The organism is Salinispora tropica CNB-440 (assembly GCF_000016425.1).
Classification (GTDB): domain Bacteria; phylum Actinomycetota; class Actinomycetes; order Mycobacteriales; family Micromonosporaceae; genus Micromonospora; species Micromonospora tropica.
Genome location: NC_009380.1, coordinates 2247031 through 2267195, shown reverse-complemented (window position 1 = coordinate 2267195; position 20165 = coordinate 2247031). Strand labels below are relative to the sequence as shown.

Here is a 20165-nt window from a genome sequence, read left to right as displayed (position 1 = left end):
AGGTCACGACGGACGCCAGGCACTGCGGGCGGTGGCCGATGACCCGCATCCACGATGGGTCACCTGCCGAAACGGGCAGCCCACCTCGCCCTCTCCGGTAGCGGAGCGCCGATGCGGAGCCCGCCGCGCCGTCACCGGCTCGCAGCGCGTCGCGTCCGTTCGGCAAGAAGGCGGTGTCTGGGACCCTTGGGGATCTCCGCGATGCCGGGGAGCTAGACTGAGACCTCCTACTCGGCCACGTGGTCACGCGGGGGGAAGCATGGCGATGCCGTTAAGCGCCTGACTTAGACGCCCTCACGGATCGGGGTGATCTCCGGGCGCCGGTAGTTGAGAGCGTCGTTAGCCCATGCCGAAGTACGACATGATTAACTGAGACACCACGTTGCCCCCGGCGCCCACGGCCACGGTGCCGCCGGCTGTAGCCGCCCGGAGACTGAGCCGCCCTAACCAGCTGCTCACGGCCCGTCCGGGCTTGGCGGGATCGTTGCCGCCGTTGTCCTCGCGGTCCTCGGCGAGCGCTTTCTTCAACTCCTCCATCGAGTCCGGGTCAACGCCGACGGCGGCCAGCGCGGCGAGGAGCGTATCTTCGTCGCTACGGTTGACCTGCACCTGGTGCACGTTCGTGCTGCCGACGGCTGCCTGTCCGCCATAGACATAGGTGTTGAACACCTGGGACATCCGCGCTGACTCCTCTGGTGTGGCTCGTGACTCCCCGGCGTCCGGGGCTATCTCCTCGAAGGACAGGGCAAGATCCAGAATGCGGTTCCTCACCGAGTCCAAGACTCCGATGAGCATGGAACGCGGTATCGCCCGGTAGCCCTGAATCAAGCTATACATCGGATCCATGTTGAGCGTGCCCTCGCGCTTGAGCATCTCGACGAGCACAAGCGCATCTGCTGGCCACGCCGCCCTGATGGCTTTTTCGTCAGTGCGTGCGTGGTCGGTGAGCTCGGCCATCGAGTCAGCGAAGGTGATGTTGAACAGCGGCCCGTCCCGGTACTCCTTCGGAAACGCAGCCGGTGCGATGGCTTCGTTCTTGCGTTCACTGCCAAACGGTCCAAGGAAGTGGCCGAGCGCGGGGACGGCAAACGGTCCGCGATACGACGGGATGAGCTCGGGCGATGCGTGGTAGCCCTGGAGCTCATGGCCGACCCACGCCGCGAGCTCGGCGGTCTTGGACCGGGCGGCGATCACCTTGAGCCGGCGCGGCAAGTCCTCTACCGGCACCGCTGAGGCAGTCGCGTCCCGGATCAAGTCTTCAACGAGCGTCACCGGACCACGATATGCGCACAGCAGACGCCGCCGCACACGACACATTGGGGCTGCCCCGGCGCGGCACCTCACCGTGGGGGCGGCCCAGCTCACCCCTCACCGGACCCACTGCACTCGGGTTTAGACCCAGAACTCGACCCACGATCTGGCGAGCGTCTATGACCTGAGCGCGCTTTCGCAGGTAAACCGTGGCAGGCCCGGCGCAGCAAAAGGCGAAATCGGTTCTGACGTCGCGGGTGATCCCTTGTCGGTACAGGTAGCCACTTCACGGCGGACGCTGGGCACCACAGGCGGGGGTCGCCGTTGAAGCCTGGACGCAGAATTGGGCCACGGTGCAGGCCCGCCCGCCAGCGCCTACATCATCGATCACCGGCATCTACCATCTCGGCAACGCCGTACGCACCGGCTATCAGCAGCGAGTCGAGCATGTCCAACACCTCGGCTCTCGCCCGAGTATCCGCTGCCTGGGCGTATGCGCGCATGAGAAGCTCTCCAACATCTCTCGCGTCTGCGGCCGCACCCGTCGAGATGTCCCCTGCGTCCCTTCCATGAACCTCAACAAACCGCCGCGCACACTTCATGATCAGATCGTCAACGCGGTCTGGCGCACGATCCAGGGTAATGAGGAGCTGCGGAGCTGCGTCTGAGAACGAGGGCGACGCGATTAGAGCCGTGAGCTCACGCTCAAATGAGCGTAGGGCCCTGCCACGCAGGGTGGCCGCAACTCCTGCGGCCTCCCTGCGAACTTGCTGATCAGCGTCGTCCACGAACTGTATGACGGCTGCGCCGGCAGCGGCTGCGTTCGCAGTGAAGGGAAGTCGGCCCGCACAGACCTTGGCTGCGCCCGAGCGAATGGAAACGTCATCGCTGGTACGAGCGACAGCCAACAACTCATCGGCCGAAAGCTCCAGCCCCGCATAGGCGGCCAAACGTCCGCCTGCGCGTCGCACTCGGGCGTAGGTAGACGCGAGCATCCGCTGGATAACCGGCTTGACTATTTCAGCGTCGCCGTTTCCGATGTATACGACCAGAAGTTCAACATGCCGCGTCGCTAGCACCCTGTCGTCCGCGTCGATGAGTTTCCGGAAGGCGGCAATCGCTTCCGACCGTGCGTGACGGAGACACGCTGCGATAAGGTGCGCCACGCAGGCGCGCACGGCCAAGGATGGATCGACCGCAAGCTGGTCGAGCGTGGGCAAGACAAGCTTGGTGCGACTGCCATCAATATCGTGGACGAGGAGGTCGCCCAGGATTTCCGCACCTTGTCCGCGAGCGGTGTTGATTCCCCTCTCAAGTAGCCTGTCGCGCTCGTCTTCATCCCCATCCTCGGTGTCTGGCGCCTGCGAGAGTGATTCGTCCGTGGGATCGGTTGATCGCATGGCCCGATCGATCAGGATGCCAATTAGGTCTGCCGGAACATCTGCCTTTACATGCCTTCGCAAGGCCCAGCCAAGCCATCGGTCATGCGCCGGATTGTTCAGTGATGCGATATGACGTACCGCCTGGAACACTAGCTCGTCATCAACGGGAGCCTCCCCATCGGCAAGACCCATCAATATCGCATCCGTGTAAGCCGGGTGCGTCTCTTGTCCGATACGGAGCGCGAGGCGGCAAAAACGGCCGGGGTCCTTCTTGACTTCTTCCTTCAACACCTGAGACAGTTCCCGCGCCCCACCCTTTAGCGTGCGCCAGTCTTCCCGGTCTGCATTATGCTTGGCCATAGCCCGGAGCCATTGGTCGTCGTTCATCTTCTCGGCCGACGCCTGCGGGATGGGCGAGCCCATGAAGCCACCAGTGAATGACACGGGCGCGGACGGCTGTTCTTCGTTAAACAGACGACGCAACTCACCCAGCCGTCGGCGCCCGGTATCAGACAGCCGTCCTTCGTCCATTGCAGAAAGGAAGGAAAACGACACCCGACCAGACGGACGGCTATCCCAACTCGGCCGGAATCCCATTACGGCCTGCTCAAGGCGGGAGAACCACTCATCTGATAGGTGAGGACTGATTGCCTCGATCAGGAGGCGCACTTCCCACAACGAATTGACCGCGTACAGACCGTCTTCTCGATCGAGCAGCAGCGCAACCGCATAGTCCGCGCATACGGCACCAGCGGCGGCCAGTGCCGCGTAGAGCAGCCACTGAGCCGCCTCGTGCTGATCGGCGGCAAGTTGATCGAGTAATGGCCTAGCTTCATCTGGCTGCTGCTGGACGTACTTCCTGAGCGCATCCACGGCACCAACTGCCAGCGCCTCCTCCAGCTCGTGGTACGGCGGTTCATGGTCACGATGCATGAAGTGCCGATCAAGGAGGCGGCCGTCATCCCGCTCGTACGCCGTCAACGCCATCACCTTAAGCATGTACGGCACAAGCGCCTTGCTAAAGCTCGCCGGTGTTCCCGCCGCAGCACCGATCACCAGGTCCATAGCGCCGTGTTCCCGCAAGAGCAGAGCCTTTACGCGCGTGCGATCATCGAATGCCAGAGCGTCCGAGCGATCGACAAGGTAAGCCGCCAGTAGCTCTACCGCCCACTCAGGCTGATGTTTTGCGAGATCATGTACCGACATGAACAGCTCGTGCTCGTGACCGTCATACTCGCAGCGACGGACGGCTTCCGTCACTAGCTCGAACAACGCGCGACTTCCGTATACGTCTGCAAAGCGAGTAATCCACCGTAGCCACGCCGGGTACTTCGCCGCCCGGCCCGCGTGAGGCGCAAGCAGTGCGGCCATCCGATCAGGCCGTTCCTTGACGCCACCGATCATGGCCCCAAGCGCCTGCTCCTGAAGCTGCTCGTCGTTCCCTGACAGCCATGCGCTGAAGGCACCCTCGGCGTCGAGCCGATCGAACCACGGGAGGACCCGCAGCGACAGCCAGAGTTGATCGACAAACGGTAGGTCGTTCCGTGCCAGAAGACGCTCGACCATGCGCCACTCATGAACCGTTGGCGCGTCCATCGCTCGCAACAGCGCAAGTGCAACGTGCTTGATGTGATACCTGATGGCCGGCTCTGTAAGCAATGCCTCCATTTCGGTCACGACCCGTTCCGGATTCTCCTCACGGATGTACGTCAGGATCTGGCGTACTTGGGATCGCCGGAAGAGTTCCTGTTCACCAGTAAGCAAGAAGGCCACGAGTGATTGATCGCGCCGAGTCCAGCGACGTGCAAACGCGTAGTCGAAGAAGGTCTCATGGAAAAAGGCGTACTGTTGGCCGTCGCGGATGAGGACGTGCTCGGACGCAAGTACGTCAGCGTCGTCGGACAAGTCGTTGTCATCCAGGACTGACACGGGTGCTACGAGTCGCTGTCTGGCACTCATCTCATCGGCGAGTGCTCCGACGACATCAGCGAAGCGTACGGTACCGCCGCGTCGAGTGCGGCAGTCCTGCCGCTTCTGGTCCCAATAGGCGTTGAACAACTCCCTGGTGGTTGTGAAAGCGAATGTCTCCGTCTTCTCTGCGATGGTCGCGAGAAGTTTGAGATGGAGCGGCAACCGGAGAATTGCCTTCTGCTGCCTGCTCAACCGCCCCGGCGCGATTCCTAAAGCCCAGACCGCATCAAGCACCTGTTCATCTGAAAGCTCCGCCACCAGAACCTGCTTTGCCTGGTGCTCCTTGGTCAGGGTCCTAATGCGATCGTCGTTTTCCAGGTCAAATTTGCGGCAGGCAAGCAGGACTCGCATGTTGGGAAATGCGGTCGCCTCTCGTACGAGGTCTGCAACGGCGTCGAACGTCTGGGGCATCCGCCCTGACGCCTTGCTCACGGCATCGAGTTGATCAATCACGAGAAGACTGGGTTGATCGCGCGCCACTCGGGCCAAGGATGAAGTAGGTGACGCCTCCAACCCAAAGCGCTGTCCAAGCTCAACAGTTGACGAAAAAGGCTCTTGACGATCGAGACGAAGAGCAAGCACGGCCCAGTCGCGGGACTCCGCCTGCTCTACCACTTCATGGAGGACCGCGCTCTTGCCAGAACCACCCACACCGACGGCGAAGGCGCAGCGACTGTCGTAAAGAAGCCGCTCGCTTATTTGCTCGGCTTCGACCCTATGAATAGATGGCCGAAACAACTCGCGCTCAATGCTTGCCTTCCAACTGTCGTGCACATTTCTGGTGGCCCGAACGAGCGTCGGGGCCACTCCGGCTGGAACTATCTCCAGATCATAGTGCAGAAGCAAATCAGAGATCGTCTGCTTGTCGAGCGTAGTAGCCAGATTCTCGACGGCAAGGTCCGCTAGTGTCACAGCTGCCGTCGGGGCTGGCGCTCCCGTCAAGAGCAGCCCGGCAAGCGCAGCGTTGCGGTTTCGGATCTCACGCTCGCTCGACCAATGCCCCCAAGTGCCGCGCAACGTCTCCCAGGCTGTCTGTACTGACCCGTAAACGGTGGAACTCAGATAGTTAAACCGCTGCTCGGCCTTACCGTGAAGGCTGTCCAAGAACGTTTTAGCGTCGGGCGAATGCCGCGCTTGTTCGGCAAGATCCTGCAACTCCTGCGCCGGGATCGTCGAGACGAAGTGAAACTGGCGGCCAGCGGCGACATGGCTCCGTGCTGCGTGCAAGACGCCTTCGGCATGGAGGTCACCGAGCTTCCAATAGTTGGCACTTCCACGTTGCCGCTTGACTTGGTGAATCTCACTCGCGACCCTTCGGCGGAGCGTGAATTCTGCACCTTTACCGATTTCGCCGAGTTCTTCGACTGTCACCGACTCCGCGGTTCCAGCAAGCACTTCGAGAACATGGAGGACGATCCATGCGCCCTCATAATGATTGCCGAGCTTGTCAGCCTCACCGCCGGGCCGAGGGCTCACCTGTTGCCCCTCCGCTAGAAGTCGATCTATGTCGCACCAACGTATGCTACTGGCGACTCACAGCGCTGGCTGCGGCATCAACCTCAGCCGACTCACCGTTGCCGCCGTGATGCGCGCTCCAGACCGGTATTGAGTGAAGGTTGCGATGAGCGGTTGGCGACTCCACAGCCATCGTTTCGGAGATTAGACGCATTGTCACGATCAACTCAAGCGGTCTTGGTGAGCGCCGAAGCGATCTCCTCCAACGAAGTAGCCACCATGTCCGCGGCCACCTGTACATCGGCGTCCTGGTGCCACATGTAGCCCCAGGGACCACGGCGTATGAGAGCGGTACGCAGCCCTGCAGCGCGACCAGCAGCGATGTCATAGTCGCGGTGGTCACCGACGTAGAGGATCTCGTCCCGGTTGACCGGCGTCATGGCCGCAACCCGTTCGAAGAAGGCCGGGTCTGGCTTGCCGACTCCCCACTCTCCCGAGGTAGCGATCGCGTCTGCGGGCAGGTTCATCGCCCAGAGCAGCTCGGCGACCTTGGCGGTCTGGTTTCCGGCGACGCCGACCCAGAATCCTCGCTGCCGCAGCGCTGTCAGCGCGGGTCTGACGTCGGGATAAAGGTCGCTCTCTTCGATGACCTGACCGCATCCGGCGGCTTCGCGAGCTTGCCGTTCGGCTTCGAGGTCGAATCCGGGGCGGAAGTACTCGAAGGCTTCCCTGTTGTCCCGGCCGCTGGCGACGACGGCGCCGACGACGGCGGAGAAGGTGTGGCGCGGGACGCCGATCGAGTCCGCCCACGCCGCCCATTCGCGCGTGTCGTCGAGCAGCGTCTCGCCGATGTCGAACACGACCGCCTTGATCATCGTTCTCCTATCGAGGTCGGTGCCAGCACTCGCCGCCAGGCGGGGCTACGCGGGGAGGATGTCGAGTTCGACGAGGCGGGTCAGGCAAGCGGCTGCCTGCTCGGGGGTCATGCGCTTGCGGTCGGCGTCGTCGGGATTCTCGTTGGCCGCGCCGTACTGCCACCACGCCTGACCGGTGATGCGGTCGGTAACGATGAACCGCTCCTTGACGGCTGGGCCGCGGATGATGAGCGAGGTGGTGTGCGGCTCGGCGATCACCGAGTGGATCATGCTGTGGTGCAGCGTGTAGAAGTCTCCGGCCGTCTCGGTTCGGATCAGGCGCGCTGCCAGGTCCGCGACCTTGACGCAGTCGGCGTCGACCTGGTCGTCGGGCCCGTAGAGGGTGTGGGTGTAGCTGCCGTGCAGGATGCGGCTGCTGTAGGTCCAGCGGTGGTTGTGGGGTCGGTCGTAGTAGCCGGGCAGGAAGACGTGCAGGCGTAGCCGCCACCCGGCCGGATCGTCGTGCAGGACGATCTTGTCGAGGATGTCGTAGTGCTCGCAGAGCTTGAGCAGGTCGGGGTTGGCCACGGCGATCTCGGCATACTCGCGGATCAGCGCGGGGTCCTGGGCGAGCTCCGTGAGGACTTTCTCGGTGGCCGCGGTGACGGCGGTAAGGTCGGTCCAGTCGAGGTCGTTGAGCTGGTCGAGGTTCATGTTCGGCATGGCTTCTCCCTGGTCAGAGCCGGATGGCGGGCTGGAGCTGCCGCTGTGCGGGGATGATCGGGTTACGTCCGGCGCAGTGGTCGGTGCCGAGGCGGCAGCCTGCGGCGATCGCTTCGTCGACGGTGCCGCCGCGTAGCAGCGTGTGCGCGTATCCGGCGGAGAACGCGGCGCCGGCGCCGTGGGTGTGGCGTACGAGGGCTTGCGGTGCGGCGGCGCGATGGAGGCCGTCACGGGTGAGCGCTACTGCTCCGTGACGACCGAGCGTGACGACCGCCGCTTGGGGCCGAACCCGCTCGTACATGCCTGTGGCAAGCGCCTCGGCGTCGCTCGCGTCGGTTTCGTCGATGCTGGTCTGGATGGCCACGATCCGGCGATCTTGTGCCGCCTGTTGGATGGCGGGGTGGAGCTTGTCGCTGCCGAGGTTGAGGATGAGCGGTGTGCGTTCGGCGAAGCGGATCGCGCGGGCTGCTGCCTCGGTGATGGCCGTGTAGCAGTCGATGTAGGCCAGGCGCGCGGTGGCGATCATGGAGAGGTCTGCGACCGCGAGTTGGGTGTAGGCGTGGTCGAGCCAGGCGAACCATGTTCTTGTTCCGGAGTCGTCGGTGACGACGGTGAGCTTCGGCGTGGTGCCTGGCAGGGCGGGATCGATGGTGTGCTGGACGCGGGCGTGGTCGAGTGTGGCGAGCAGGCATTGGCCTTGCGGGTCGGGGCCGATCTGGTTGCTGATCAGGCCGACCCGGAGGCCAAGCGTTCCGGCCGTGAGTGCGGTGATGGGGCCGTCCGCTGCGATGGAGTCGCTCGTCGCGGTGATGATCGCGCCGTGGTTGGCGGCCGGGTAGTCGGTGACGTGCTGGATGCCGGCGTCGGCGAGGTAGCTGACGCAGACCAGGTCGAGGGGTGGGCTGCTCATGGCTGTTCCCATCCGCGCTCGGCGTAGACGTCGCCCTTGAGGTAGTGGTGGAGCGCCTCGGCGGCGTACGGGATCATTTGGTCGGGTAGCGCGGTGAGCGGGTACCAGTGCCAGCCGGTGCACTTGTCCGGCTCGGTGTTGACGATCTCGCCGGACCAGCGGGTCACCTCGAAGAACAGGGCGATGCGGCCTTCGTTGGTGCGATGGTGCATCAGGTGGGTGAAGCGGACCTCGGCCGGGTCGATCCGCACCCCGATCTCTTCGGCGGCCTCGCGGATGAGCGCACCGGTCGCGGGCTCGCTGTCCTCGGTGTGGCCGCTGGGCAGGTGCCAGCAGCCGTCGGCGTAGCCGGTGTTTTGCCGCTGCCCGAGCAGGATCTCGTCTGCTCGGCGCAGGATCAGGTGCACGTCGATGCACGCCTTGTAGCGGGTCATGGTCAGCCTTCCTCGTGGTTGTTGTGCCTGGTGTCTAACGGCGGATGTCGGCCTTCCACAGGCGGCAGACCGGCACGATGTCCGGCTCGGCCGCGCAGGACGCGGCACCCATGACCAGCTCCTCGGCCGGGCAGCCGCCGACGCACGATCCGGGGACCTTGCAGCCGCCGCAGCTCGACGTGGACAGGACCCTGGTGAACAGGTCGAACTCGTTGGCGTTGCGGTTGAGTTCGATCTTCCCGTCGGTCATGTTGGCGAAGTGCAGGTCTGTGTCGAACAGGAAGCTGCACACGTAAGCCCGGCCGTCCGGGAAGATGGAGATCCGGTCGAGGGTCCGCCCGATACAGCCGCGGTAGCCGTCGGCGGCGTAGCGGGCCATCCGCTCGCGGCGGGCGTATGTGGGCTGGTACCAGACCCGAGTCCGATAGCCGGGCGCGACCGTTTCGAGCCGCTCGTAGAACTCGATCCACTCCATGGGCTGCATACCCCACTCGGCCGCGCCGTGACCGGAGCCGATGACCGAGAAGACGTGGAACTTGACCAGCGACACCCCGATCTCGTCGGCAAGGTCGAGCAGCCGCAGACAGTCCCCGGCATTGGCCCGGTTGACGGTGCAGATGATCCTCGCGTCGAAGCCACGCTCGACCAGCTCCCGCACGTTGCGTACGGCTTCGTCAAAGGTGCCGGTGCCGCGTACGCTGTCGTGGCTGTCCGGGCTGCCGCCGTCGAGGCTGATCTGTACGTAGGCGAAGTCGTCGGGGGTCATGCGCCGGAACTTACGGATGGCCGGTTCCAGGCCGTTGCTGGTCGTGATCACGTGCTCGTAGCCGAGTTGCTTGGCGTGGCGGATCACTTTGATGTAGTCGGGGTGCAGTGTCGGCTCGCCGCCGAGGATGGTCAGTTTCGACCCGCCCATCTGCCGCCAGGTCGTGAGCGTCGCCATGATCTGGTCGAAGGGCATCTTCAACGCCCGGTCCAGCCGTTCGCCCATGTAGCAGTGTTCGCAGCGCAGCTGGCAGCGCTCGGTGATGTACAGGTAGACATTGCGGAACCGGCCGTACGGGATGCGGTCGATGCGCTCCGGGGCCTCGTCGTGGGCGTTGGCGGGCAGGCGGGCGAACCCGTAGCCGTCGCGGTCCTCGGGGCGCAGCGCCGGGGTCGGTAGGGTCACGATCGTCACGGGGTCGCTCCGTTCAGGGCGGGTGGGACGTCGGCGGGCAGGCACGGGAGGATCTGGGTGCTGCGGAGCGCGGCCACCACTCGTCGCAGGCAGTCGGCCGGGCTGGCGGTGGCGTTGACGGCCTGGTAGGGCAGGTCGAGGGTGGCGGCTTCGCGCCGGATGCCGGGGATGCGGGACCGGAAGCGGCGCAACTTGAGCTCGTACAGCCCTGTTCCGTCGCAGCGACGACGGAGAAGCCGGTTGCCACAGGTAACACAGTTCTCGAAGTCGGCGGCAGCAGCGCCGGCGGGCCGGTGGGGGTCGGCGTCGAGATCGGGTTCGCAGGCCGGGCAGACTCGGCGTGCGAGTGATCGTCCGATCACGATGGTATCCGGCGCGGTCAGCTCGATCACCATGACCGGTAGCCCGAGCCGACGGCCGATCTCGCTGATGGTGCGCAGCTGATTGACCGTGCCTGGCAGGTTCTCCAGCACCGTCACGCCGGTCGGCTCCCGGCCGAGCAACGCGACGTCCAGCAGCACGCGGACGGTCTGGTCTGAAAACCAGCCGAGCGGGTCCTCGGTGGCGAACAGGGCCGGGTCGGCGTCGGGGCGGTGCCGGAAGCCTTGGGCGAACTCGCGCAACCGGAACACCTGCGCGCCATGGACGGCGGCGAGCTGGGCCGACAGGGTGGTCTTGCCCACGGCGGGCGGTCCGGTCAGCGCGACGAATCCGGGCACGGCGAAGCACCTCCGTCAGGCGTGATGGGGTTGGCCGGTGACGGCCATGGGAGTTGCGGTGGTCAGACCGTCGCGGGCTCGGCCAGCGAGGTCGCGAAGCCCGCAGGGATCTCGACCGTGGGCAGCGGGTTGCCCAGCAGCCGGTACATGAGACGTTCTCCCGTGAAGGCGGCGCGGCCGTGCAGCCAGCGAGTGTTGCACAGCAGGTAGCCGTGGCCGGGCCTGAGTGGCACCGGTGTCTCCAGGTCATGCAAGATCGCCCGTAGCGAGGCCAGCCGCCGGGTGATCTGCGGGGAGAACCTGGCCAGGTCGTCGAGCCGGAACCGGACGACGGTCCGGCCGTCGTGCTTGGTGAACACCGAACCGAGGTGGCCGGCGGCGCCGCCGAAGAGCACACTGCGCGGAGCGCACAGCGCATTGAGCAGTTCAGGGTCGCGCAGCGCCATCTCGTGGTGCAGCCGGGCACCGTCGACCAGACGGCACTCACCGCCGGAGGCAGCGCCACGGGCACAGAACAACAGCATCAGCCGGGGAGGCTGGTCCTCGGCCGAGGACTCGGTGTGCACGGTCAGCTCGTCGCGGCCGAAGCCGGCCGATCCGGGTCGGCGAGCCAGCTCGCCACGATCACCGATCGCGGTGACACCGTCCGGCTCGCTGTCGCGGTGGTGCCAGACGTGCATCACCTGCCCTGCCAGGCGCAGCAGCGACGCCCGGTCCGTGACGCCCTCGAAAGTGGCCAGGCCGACGCCTTGCAGCGCAGCCGCAAGGCGTGTCCCGGCTTGACTGTCGTGCGGATCGACACGAACGTGATAGATCATGGTGAACCCCCTGTCTGACTAGCACCACCGTCGACCCGTGGTGCCGGGCAATCAAGTGACGGATTGTCAAGGTGCCCACCGCCTGCGGCGACGCCTGTCGGGACGTCGCCGTGTTACGGTCCGCCGACAGCCGACTGCGGAAGGACGCGAACATGTACCGGCCCCACGCCTTCCCGGTGTCCGTCAAGGGCGTCTGCGTCCGCGACGGCCGGGTCCTGCTGCTGCGTAACGAGCGCGAGGAATGGGAACTCCCCGGCGGCAAGCTCGAACTCGGCGAGGACCCGGCCGCCTGCGTCGGCCGGGAGATCAGCGAGGAGACCGGTTGGACGGTGCGGGTCGGCCCGATCCTCGACTCCTGGCAGTACCACATCCGCGACGGCATCGACGTGCTGATCGTGACCTACGGCTGCTTCGTCGACGACGACTCGCCGATCACGGTGAGCTCCGAGCACAAGGAAGCCCGCCTGTTCGCCGCCGACGAGATCGCGGCCCTACCCATGCCCGACGGGTACCGGCGCTCGATCCACGACTGGTTCACCCGGCTCGAAACACCGGTAAGCGGATAGGCATGCGCTGCCGGGCCTGCGCCACCTCCGTCGACGAACCTGATGGCGTGCCGCTGTGCCCGGCCTGCGCCGCGGTCACCGGCAGCCCGCGCGAGCCTGCCCGTTCTGCCTCGACGTCCGCGCTGTGGCTGTGGACGAGCCCGCAGGCAGCGGCAGCGCTCGCCACCGGCGACCTGGGCGTAATGATCCGCACCTGGCGGCAGGCCACCGGGACGAGCCAGCTCGCCCTGGCCGAAAAGCTCGGCTACGACCCCTCCTACATCTCCATGATCGAAACTCGGCGGCGGGACGTCGTCGACATCGTCAACCGGAGGCGCATCGCCCAGCACCTCGGTATCCCACTGCACCGGGTCGGCGTCACCGACACCGAGGCCGTCGACCACGTCACCATGCTGCAGTTTGGATACTCGACCCTGCGCCTTGCCACGATCGCCCGCCACGCCGGCCACGGCGCCGCCGCCGTCAACGAGCTGTGGCCGCTGGTCGCCCGCCTCGAAGCCCGCGCCGCCGACGGCATCATCGACAAGGACATGCTGCTCCTGCTCGCCCGCGCACGCGCCGAACTCGGTGTCTCCCTCGGTTACGTGCTGCCAGAGGAACGGCTGGCGTTCGCCATACGGTGGACCGGCAGGGCACTGCGCGTCGCCGAACACCTCGACGACACCGACTTGCACGCCTACACCCTGCGCGTACACGGCAACGAACTCCGCAAGGCAGGCAGGGTCAACGCAGCCCTGGTCCGACTCGCCCACGCCATCGCCATCGTCAGTGCCGACCAACGGCCACCGGCGCTCGTCCAACTCGCACGCGCCGCCCAGGACCCCGCGACGTTCGACGCCACGCTCACCGAACTGCACCGCAGCCAGGACCGCCCAGCCTCCGACGATCCGCTCGTCAGCGCCACAGCCGTCCGAGAAGTCCACCTCCGCGGGCTCATCACCACCGGCCGCGCCCCGCAAGCGATCGCTCTGCTCAGTGCCTCCCCGGCTCCCACCCTGCCGACATCGCCGCAATGGCGCATCATCGAGCAGATCACCATCGCCGAGGTGCTGCTCGCCGCCGGAGACGTCACCACAGGCGAGTCCACGCTGCACGACGCCATCGGCGGCGGCGAACGGCACCGGCTGCCCCACCAGCTCCAGCGAGCCGCCCGGGTCGCCCAAGGGCACTGTCCCACCGTGGTCGAAGCCGCGTCGGCCGCGCTGAGCCGGTCAACGACCCCTGCCGCTGGCTACCCGACGCAGGGTTGACAACCAGTCACTGGCCTGGCCAGCGGCAGAGGCCGATCGTGGTTGTCGACCCCGACGGACACGCCGCCGGGGCGACGGCTGGCCTTGCTGCTGTACTCGCCGATGGGCTGCGGTGGTGAGCGCCGGGCGGGCTCACCCATGCCGAACGGCGTCTCCCAGTGGCCGGTGAGCCCGCCCTCCAGCAACAACCCTGAGGACGGTGATCCGTGGTGAAGCCCAGTGTGCCATCGAGCGAGACGTCCCCGCGCGCCGAGAAATGGCCGAGCACCGGCTCGTCCTCGACCGCACGCTCCGTGCGACCGGCTCTGCGAACCGCCTTCGCGAGCACGGCACAACCGTTCGGAGCGTGCCGTGGCGTGGGCGCGCAGACCGTACCCTGCGCGCCCACGCCACCCACCGCGACGCCAGTGCTGTTGATCGGAGCGCGGTGATGGGCACGACGTACCTGGCGAGCACGGCGTTGGCCAGGGCAGCCGACGCGCTGGAGGCCGTCAACGAGCACGCCACGCTCAGCGGCAGCGGCCTGTGCCGGACCTGCCGGGTCGAGGGGCCGTGCCCCAGCCGGACCGAAGCGGAGCGAACCCTGCGTCGCAGCGGGATGCTGCCACGGCGCAGACCCGGTGTCACCCGGCCCGAGCTGATCGGGCTGCGCCGTGTCGGCACGCCGTGGCTGAAGCCCGGCGCGGAGGCGCTCGCGCGTTCCTGACAGCACCTGTCATCGGGGCGACGCCTACCTGACACGACCTGTCCACTTCTGACATCGCAGGTCAGCGAGCATCGCGCGGCCGAGCTATTGCATTGACCGCCCCGCATCAGGCTCGTAGCCTGGATCTCTCGGTCTCGTTCAGCCGAGCTGCCCGGACCGCTGGAGTGCGACGTCGGGGCGGTGGCCCGGTCGCCGTTTGGCGGTCGGAGGGGAGGTCCTCCAACACTCCCGCGCATGTCCGCGGACTTGATGGCTCTCGTGTTGACGAGAACGCCGTGTTGGAGGACTACGACGCCGCCCGAAGCGACGTCCCTGCACTCGCTAGCACCGTTCTCGTCTCCAAGAGCCGTCGCGCCGTTGGCATCGGGCGCGACGGCTCTTCCGTCTGCCGGTCGCAGGGCACGCAACCGGCTCCGCACGTCGGCTCCGGGTCCACGTGGCTGTGCTCCTCGGGGTCGGCGAGCCCGTCCAGCTTCAAAGTGACGCCCTCAAGCACCCGGCTCCACCCTGACAGCCCAGGCCCGCGACCTGACCGGCCGGCCCGGGGCGGTGCAGAAGACCCTGTCGGGTTCTTCCCCTCCGGGGGCACCAAGACCTATCGCAGGAGGCGCTTATGCGAACAACGACAGATCATGTGCTGCGGGTGCAGCACCAGCTCACCGAGCGGGACTGGCGTCTGCTCGGCTGGCTCTACGACCACTCCGTGCTGACCAGCTTCCAGATCGCGCACGCCCTGTTCCCGAGCCTGAACTACGCCCAACGCCGCCTCACCCAGCTCACCGAACTGAGCCTACTGGAACGGTTCCGGCCGTTCCGGCTACAGGGAGGCAGCCACCCCTACCACTACGCCCTGGCCCACACCGGAGCCCTGGTCGTCGCCGCCACACGCGGCGACGAGCCGCCCCGCCGGACGGCGAGCACGACGCGGCTGCACCGCATCGCCACCAGCCGCAACCTCGACCACCGGCTCGGCATCAACCAGTTCTTCACCGACCTCGCCGCACACGAACGGATCCACCCCACAGCCCGCCTGCACCACTGGTGGCCCGGCACCCGCCTGAACCGCTTCTTCAACCCGCCAGGAACCACGGCATACGGCATGGTCCAGGCCGACGCCCTCGGCGTGTGGTCCGAGCACGGGCAGACCACCGTCTGGTACCTCGAACACGACCAGGGCACCGAGGCCCTCGGCGTCCTGGTGGAGAAACTGGCCGGCTACAGCAACCTCGTCCGCCGCGGCGGCCCGGCCTGGCCCGTGCTGTTCTGGCTGCACTCGACCACCCGCGAGGCCAACCTCCACCGCCGCCTCGACAACACCAGGCTCACCGTGCCCGTCGCGACGGCCGCCCGCGACCGCCTCGACGGGCACAGTCCCGCCAAGGCGGTCTGGCATCTGCACGGCAGCGCGTCGCCGCTGCTGCGCCTGGCCGAACTCCCGATGCCCGGCGAGGTAGACCCCGCCGACTTCGACCAGACCAGACAACGAGCAACGCCGTGAACTGCGGCGTCAGGTCTCGTCAGGTTCAAGTCGGACCGCCGGACCTGACAACGCCTGACCCCTGCAAGGCCGTGGAGCTACGGTCTGCCCCTCACCAGTCCGTTATCCCGTCGCATCCCCACCGGCGCCTGTTCGCGCCCCGAGCCCACCTGCGGGTCGGCGAGGGACAACCGCGAACCACCGCACCGGCATCGCGCGTCCGCATAGTGCGAACCGGCTCCAGACGACTCCATCGCGCTCGATGGTCGGCTTGACATCCGTCCTGGATGGAGCGGCAATCGACCCGATCAACACCGGACGCCACCCGGTCAACCAACCCGGACCGGGACAGGCCACGACCACCACCGTCGTGCAACCGGACCGTTGACCGGGACCGAACAGGACAGGCGAACGGGACCGCCCACAGCACCACGAACCAGCCCGAACAGCCCAGCGAACGGGAGACGAAGCGGGACCACTCCCGATCGAACGGGACTGCGACCGGAACCGGAAGCGGGACCTGAAGCGGGACCGGGACTCGGACCATCAGCGGGACCGGGACCCGCAGCGGGACCGACCCACGACCAACAACCTTGACACGTCCTCAACCCGAAAGGAGTCCCCATGGACGTATATCGCGCTCACCACGAGTGCCGACCCCGAGGAGGCCAATGCCACCACCAAGCCCAGCCGAACAGGCTGACGACCACGAAGCCGAGCCGGGCCGGACCGCCAAGCGTCCGGTCCGGGACCGGCACGGCCGACGCGAGCCATCCACCGCCACCAGGCGGACCGGTCCGCGCAAGACCACCGGCCCGCGTAAGACGACTGGTACACAGTGGACGATCGGACCGCCTGAGACCGTGCCGATGACCGCCGACGAGTACCGCAAGGCAGTCCAGGCATGGGCGACGCTGATCGCCTCGTGGTGGACCGCCCACCCACCCGAACAAGGCGACGACGAAACATGACCCCTTCGTTGCGGCCGAACCTGTTTCGGCCGCAACACCACCCCAGCACTTCAAGGAGCCGCTATGGCAGCACGACGAAAGCCGACGACCCGCAGGCGGGAGGCGATCACACCGGAAACCATGCTCCGGGTGGCGATCTACACCCGCCGCTCCACCGATGACGAGCACCAGCCCTACACCATCGAGGCCCAGACCCAGAAACTGACCGCCTACGTCGACTCCCAGCCCGGCTGGCAGATCACCGCCCGGTTCACCGACGACGCCTCCGGCGCCACCCTCGACCGCCCCGGCCTGACAAAGGCCCTCGCTGCTGCCCGCGCCGGGCGCTTCGACCTGCTGCTCGTCTACCGGCTCGACCGGTTCTCCCGCCGCATCCGCGACCTGGCTACCCTGATGGACGACCTCGACGCCGCCGGGGTGCACTTCCGCTCGGCCACCGAACCGTTCGACACCTCCAGCCCCGCCGGACGTCTGTTCGTGCAGATGCTCGGCGCGTTCGCCGAGTTCGAACGCGAAGTCATCATCGACCGCGTCATCAACGGCATGGAACGCAAAGCCGCCAAAGGCGAATGGACCCACGGACCCCGCCCCTACGGCTACCTCGTCGACCCCGACACCCACCGCCTCGTCCCACACCCAGACGAGCAGCACATCGTGAAGGAGATCTTCGACCTCTACGCCGGAACCCGGCTCGGCACCCGCGCCATCGCCGCAAAGCTCAACGAGCACGGCAAACGCACCCGCGCGGGCAAGCCATGGTCCGGGCACACCATCGGCCGGATGCTGGGCAACCGGCTCTACCTCGGCGAAGTCGGCTTCCGCGACGTCACCGCCGAGTACGCCCACCCTCCCCTGGTCGACGAAGACCTGTTCAACCAGTGCCAGGCCATCCTCGAAGCCCGCGGCGAGGCTCACTCCCAACGCGCCGCCGCCAACTCCGACTACGACCTGACCGGCCGGATCACCTGCCCCAAGTGCGGCTGCAAGTACGTCGGCACCTCGGCCACCGGCAAGCTGCGCCGCTACCGCTACTACACCTGCTTCACCCGAGCCCGCTACGGGTCTAGCGGCTGCGATGCGGCCCGCATCGACGCCGACCTGCTCGACGGCACGGTCGCCGAAGGGCTGATCGACTTCTTCCGCAAACCGGACTTGATCATCGAGGCAGTCGCGGCCGAGCGGACGCTACGCGCTGACGGCGCCGACCGGCACCAAGCCGAACTCGACGCCATCGCCGGACAGATCAGCACCGCAGAGGCAGCCGTCGACCGCTACCTCACCGCGTTCGAGAACGGCACCCTCGACGAACGCACCTGCGGCCACCGCGTCCAAGACCTGACCCGCAAACTCGACCAGCTCCGGGCCCGGCAGGATGAACTCCACCAGCTCTGTCACGACCTGCCAGCGATGCCCAGCCCCAAGGCGATCGACCGCCTGCGCCGGGAACTCGCCCACGTCCTGCAACACGGAACCCCAGGCCAGCGCAAAGCGGTCATCGAAACCCACGTCGCCGAGATCAAGATCCAGGGCAGCACGCTCACCCCGGTCTACAAGATCCCTCTCGAACAACTCGATCAAGACGACGACGGGCCGGTCGAGACATCGACCGGCCCGTCGTTTCGCACAATGGTGCGGGTTGTGGGTCGCCGGGGACTCGAACCCCGAACCCTTCGATCCAGCAAGGAGAAGGAAGCGCCTCCATGACCGCACAGGCGGAGAGTGGACGCGCTACTCAGTCGAATGCTCTAGCCAGTTGAGCTAGCGACCCCAGATGTCGATGATCACACCGGCCACACGGACTTGGCCACCGGGTTTCGACACCACTTTGGACGCAGTGGAGCAGGCGTGCCCTTCCCCTGGCGCTGTCGGCGACAACGGGAGCAGGCGTAGGACATGCTGAATCCGGCGCAGTCCGGGCAGACCGCTGCGCCGTCGCCGGGTGCAGGCCGGGCAGCACCGGTCGGCGCCGCAGCCGGGACAGCGGCCGTGTTGCCGCAGCGCCGGTCGTGGCAGGTGCGGCAGACGTGCCCGCCGGGCCAGCGGGCGGCGAAGCTGCCATTCCGGCCGCAGCGTACGCAGTCCCGTTTGTGCCAGCGTTCGTACTGCTCAAAGTTGGTATGGGTGGGGCTCATTCGTCGGGCAGGATCCGGGCCGGGCGGGGCCGCAGCTTCGCCGCGGTCTGTGGGGCGGGCAGGTCGCCGGTGGCGGTCTTGCAGACGCCGGCGTTCTGCGCGCTGGTGCTGATCAGGTCGGCCGGGGTGCAGCCGAGGATGTCGCAGAAAGCGGACAGCACCTGCAGTGACAGCCGTTCCGGGGTTCCCGAGACGAGGCGGTGGACCTGTGAGGCGGACAGGTCGATGCCGCGGTCGCGCAGCAGCGGCATCAGATTGGTGGCGGTGAAGATTTGGTGCTGGGCCATCACTTCGCGTAGCCGCCAGGCGTAGTCGACCTTTCGTTTCATGCCTGCCTCGCCCGCTGGGTGGCGAGCCCGGCAGCGGTGACGGCGTCCAGGTGCCGGCGCAGGGTGCGGGTGCGGTAGTCCGAGGAGACGCAGGTGTAGATCGAGGTGGTGGAGGCGTGCTCATGGCCGACCTGTTCCTGGACGAACCGGGCGTCGTGCCCGGCCTCGATGAGGTGCGTGACGTAGGAGCGGCGCAGCGAGTGGAAGTCCAGGCCGGTGTCGAGGCCGAGGGCGTCACGGTAGGCGGCGAACCGGGAGTTCAAACGCTGGTTGCCGACCCGGCGGCCGCGTTCCGACGGCCAGGCCGCCGGGTTACCGTCGACGCCGAGCAGCGGCCGCACCTCGGTGAACCACTCGTCGAGCACGTCGCTCGTCCAGTCGAAGACGGTCAGCACGCTGCGGCGTTTCGGAGTGAGCCCTTCTTGGCCTTGCCGTGCCGCACGTAGCGCTCAGGGCCGCGCTGTGGCTATCGCCGGGATCCGGTATCGACTCGGCTCACCGGGCGGGGATGGTCACCCGGCTCACCGCTCTGGCGCCCGCCTCCCTCGGATCGATGACCGCAGCGTCGTAGTCGGGATCGGCTTTGCGCGCGTTGGATAAGGCGCCGTACGACCGTCGCGTCGCAGCGACAGCGTCCATAATCGTGCGTCCGGCGCGCAGATGCTGGAGTACGGCCTCACGGTCTGGGGCGCCCAACCGGCGGACAACCGCGGCGTACTGACGGGATGGACTGCTTTGATGGCAGTCGAATGCGCCTGGGGTACAGGTGTCCTCGTGGCAGCCGAGGGCGTAGCCGACCGTGCCGCAGCCTCCTGGGCACCGCAGCTGACGCGCTGGACGCAGTGGTGGGATCAGGCCGCTCTCCTGGGCCGCTTGGACAGCGCGGCGTCGTGCTCGGGTGACTGCGGCGAGCGCCGCCCAGCCGGGGCGTGAGGACCAGCGTTCGGGAACATCACATTTAGGGTGATCTTGGTTTGGGTGTCCCGATGCGAGGGTCGGCAAGACCTTCATGTTCTTCAAGGCCGACCGCTTCCCAG

The 20165-nt window shown here is 66.7% G+C and carries 17 protein-coding genes, 1 tRNA gene and 1 pseudogene; 6 read left to right on the top strand and 13 right to left on the bottom strand.

What is annotated here, in order from left to right; translation table 11 throughout:
- Positions 1 to 339: 339 nt before the first annotated feature.
- From STROP_RS10075 to STROP_RS10035, 9 genes are all read right to left on the bottom strand, one after another.
- Entirely contained in the window at positions 340 to 1272 is a 933-nt protein-coding gene (locus STROP_RS10075; protein WP_043535324.1) for an AbiTii domain-containing protein, read from the bottom strand.
- Positions 1273 to 1631: 359 nt separating this feature from the next.
- Complete coding sequence (locus STROP_RS10070; RefSeq protein ID WP_011905880.1) at positions 1632 to 6080, bottom strand: nSTAND1 domain-containing NTPase; 4449 nt, start codon at positions 6078 to 6080, stop codon at positions 1632 to 1634.
- Positions 6081 to 6286: 206 nt separating this feature from the next.
- The gene (locus STROP_RS10065) at positions 6287 to 6934 is read right to left on the bottom strand and encodes an HAD family hydrolase (RefSeq protein ID WP_011905879.1); all 648 of its coding nucleotides are present in this window, start codon (positions 6932 to 6934) and stop codon (positions 6287 to 6289) included.
- A gap of 45 nt (positions 6935 to 6979) precedes the next feature.
- Positions 6980 to 7636: a hypothetical protein gene (locus STROP_RS10060; protein WP_011905878.1), complete on the bottom strand. Its 657-nt coding sequence runs from the start codon at positions 7634 to 7636 to the stop codon at positions 6980 to 6982.
- A 13-nt stretch (positions 7637 to 7649) separates the two neighbouring features.
- On the bottom strand, positions 7650 to 8546 hold the full coding sequence (locus STROP_RS25130) for a carbohydrate kinase family protein (protein ID WP_011905877.1): 897 nt from the start codon (positions 8544 to 8546) through the stop codon (positions 7650 to 7652).
- On the bottom strand, positions 8543 to 8980 hold the full coding sequence (locus STROP_RS10050; protein ID WP_011905876.1) for an NUDIX hydrolase: 438 nt from the start codon (positions 8978 to 8980) through the stop codon (positions 8543 to 8545). The genes STROP_RS25130 and STROP_RS10050 overlap by 4 nt, the downstream gene beginning before the upstream one ends.
- A 34-nt stretch (positions 8981 to 9014) precedes the next feature.
- Complete coding sequence (locus tag STROP_RS10045) at positions 9015 to 10160, bottom strand: radical SAM/SPASM domain-containing protein (RefSeq protein ID WP_011905875.1); 1146 nt, start codon at positions 10158 to 10160, stop codon at positions 9015 to 9017.
- Positions 10157 to 10879, bottom strand: a complete 723-nt coding sequence (locus tag STROP_RS10040) for a P-loop nucleotide/nucleoside kinase family protein (RefSeq protein ID WP_011905874.1) — start codon at positions 10877 to 10879, stop codon at positions 10157 to 10159. The genes STROP_RS10045 and STROP_RS10040 overlap by 4 nt, the downstream gene beginning before the upstream one ends.
- Positions 10880 to 10941: 62 nt before the next feature.
- A complete protein-coding gene (locus STROP_RS10035) occupies positions 10942 to 11697 on the bottom strand; it encodes a TauD/TfdA family dioxygenase (RefSeq protein ID WP_011905873.1) in 756 nt (251 codons plus the stop codon).
- A 71-nt stretch (positions 11698 to 11768) separates the two neighbouring features.
- On the opposite strand from STROP_RS10035, the gene STROP_RS10030 reads away from it, so the two are divergent.
- The 6 genes and pseudogenes from STROP_RS10030 to STROP_RS25655 form a co-directional block, all read left to right on the top strand.
- Complete coding sequence (locus tag STROP_RS10030; RefSeq protein ID WP_011905872.1) at positions 11769 to 12263, top strand: NUDIX hydrolase; 495 nt, start codon at positions 11769 to 11771, stop codon at positions 12261 to 12263.
- A 182-nt stretch (positions 12264 to 12445) separates the two neighbouring features.
- Complete coding sequence (locus STROP_RS10025; RefSeq protein WP_187151619.1) at positions 12446 to 13513, top strand: helix-turn-helix domain-containing protein; 1068 nt, start codon at positions 12446 to 12448, stop codon at positions 13511 to 13513.
- A 199-nt stretch (positions 13514 to 13712) separates the two neighbouring features.
- Positions 13713 to 14219, top strand: a complete 507-nt coding sequence (locus tag STROP_RS24435; protein ID WP_238380293.1) for a hypothetical protein — start codon at positions 13713 to 13715, stop codon at positions 14217 to 14219.
- 613 nt (positions 14220 to 14832) lie between these two features.
- Positions 14833 to 15717, top strand: coding sequence for a replication-relaxation family protein (locus STROP_RS10010; RefSeq protein ID WP_011905869.1), 885 nt, complete (start codon positions 14833 to 14835; stop codon positions 15715 to 15717).
- A 650-nt stretch (positions 15718 to 16367) separates the two neighbouring features.
- Positions 16368 to 16667 carry a hypothetical protein gene (locus tag STROP_RS10005; protein WP_043535320.1) on the top strand — a complete coding sequence of 100 codons (300 nt, stop codon included), beginning with the start codon at positions 16368 to 16370 and terminating at the stop codon, positions 16665 to 16667.
- Between the two features lie 63 nt (positions 16668 to 16730).
- A pseudogene (locus tag STROP_RS25655) lies at positions 16731 to 17735 on the top strand (recombinase family protein); the annotation flags it as partial.
- A 117-nt stretch (positions 17736 to 17852) separates the two neighbouring features.
- On the opposite strand, the gene STROP_RS25650 reads toward STROP_RS25655, so the two are convergent.
- From STROP_RS25650 to STROP_RS09990, 4 genes are all read right to left on the bottom strand, one after another.
- Positions 17853 to 18245, bottom strand: a complete 393-nt coding sequence (locus STROP_RS25650; RefSeq protein WP_238380292.1) for a hypothetical protein — start codon at positions 18243 to 18245, stop codon at positions 17853 to 17855.
- Between the two features lie 61 nt (positions 18246 to 18306).
- Positions 18307 to 18435, bottom strand: a tRNA-OTHER gene (locus STROP_RS24775).
- A 360-nt stretch (positions 18436 to 18795) separates the two neighbouring features.
- Positions 18796 to 19128 carry a helix-turn-helix domain-containing protein gene (locus tag STROP_RS09995; protein ID WP_011905866.1) on the bottom strand — a complete coding sequence of 111 codons (333 nt, stop codon included), beginning with the start codon at positions 19126 to 19128 and terminating at the stop codon, positions 18796 to 18798.
- Entirely contained in the window at positions 19125 to 19523 is a 399-nt protein-coding gene (locus STROP_RS09990) for a tyrosine-type recombinase/integrase (protein WP_011905865.1), read from the bottom strand. The genes STROP_RS09995 and STROP_RS09990 overlap by 4 nt, the downstream gene beginning before the upstream one ends.
- Positions 19524 to 20165: the final 642 nt, after the last annotated feature.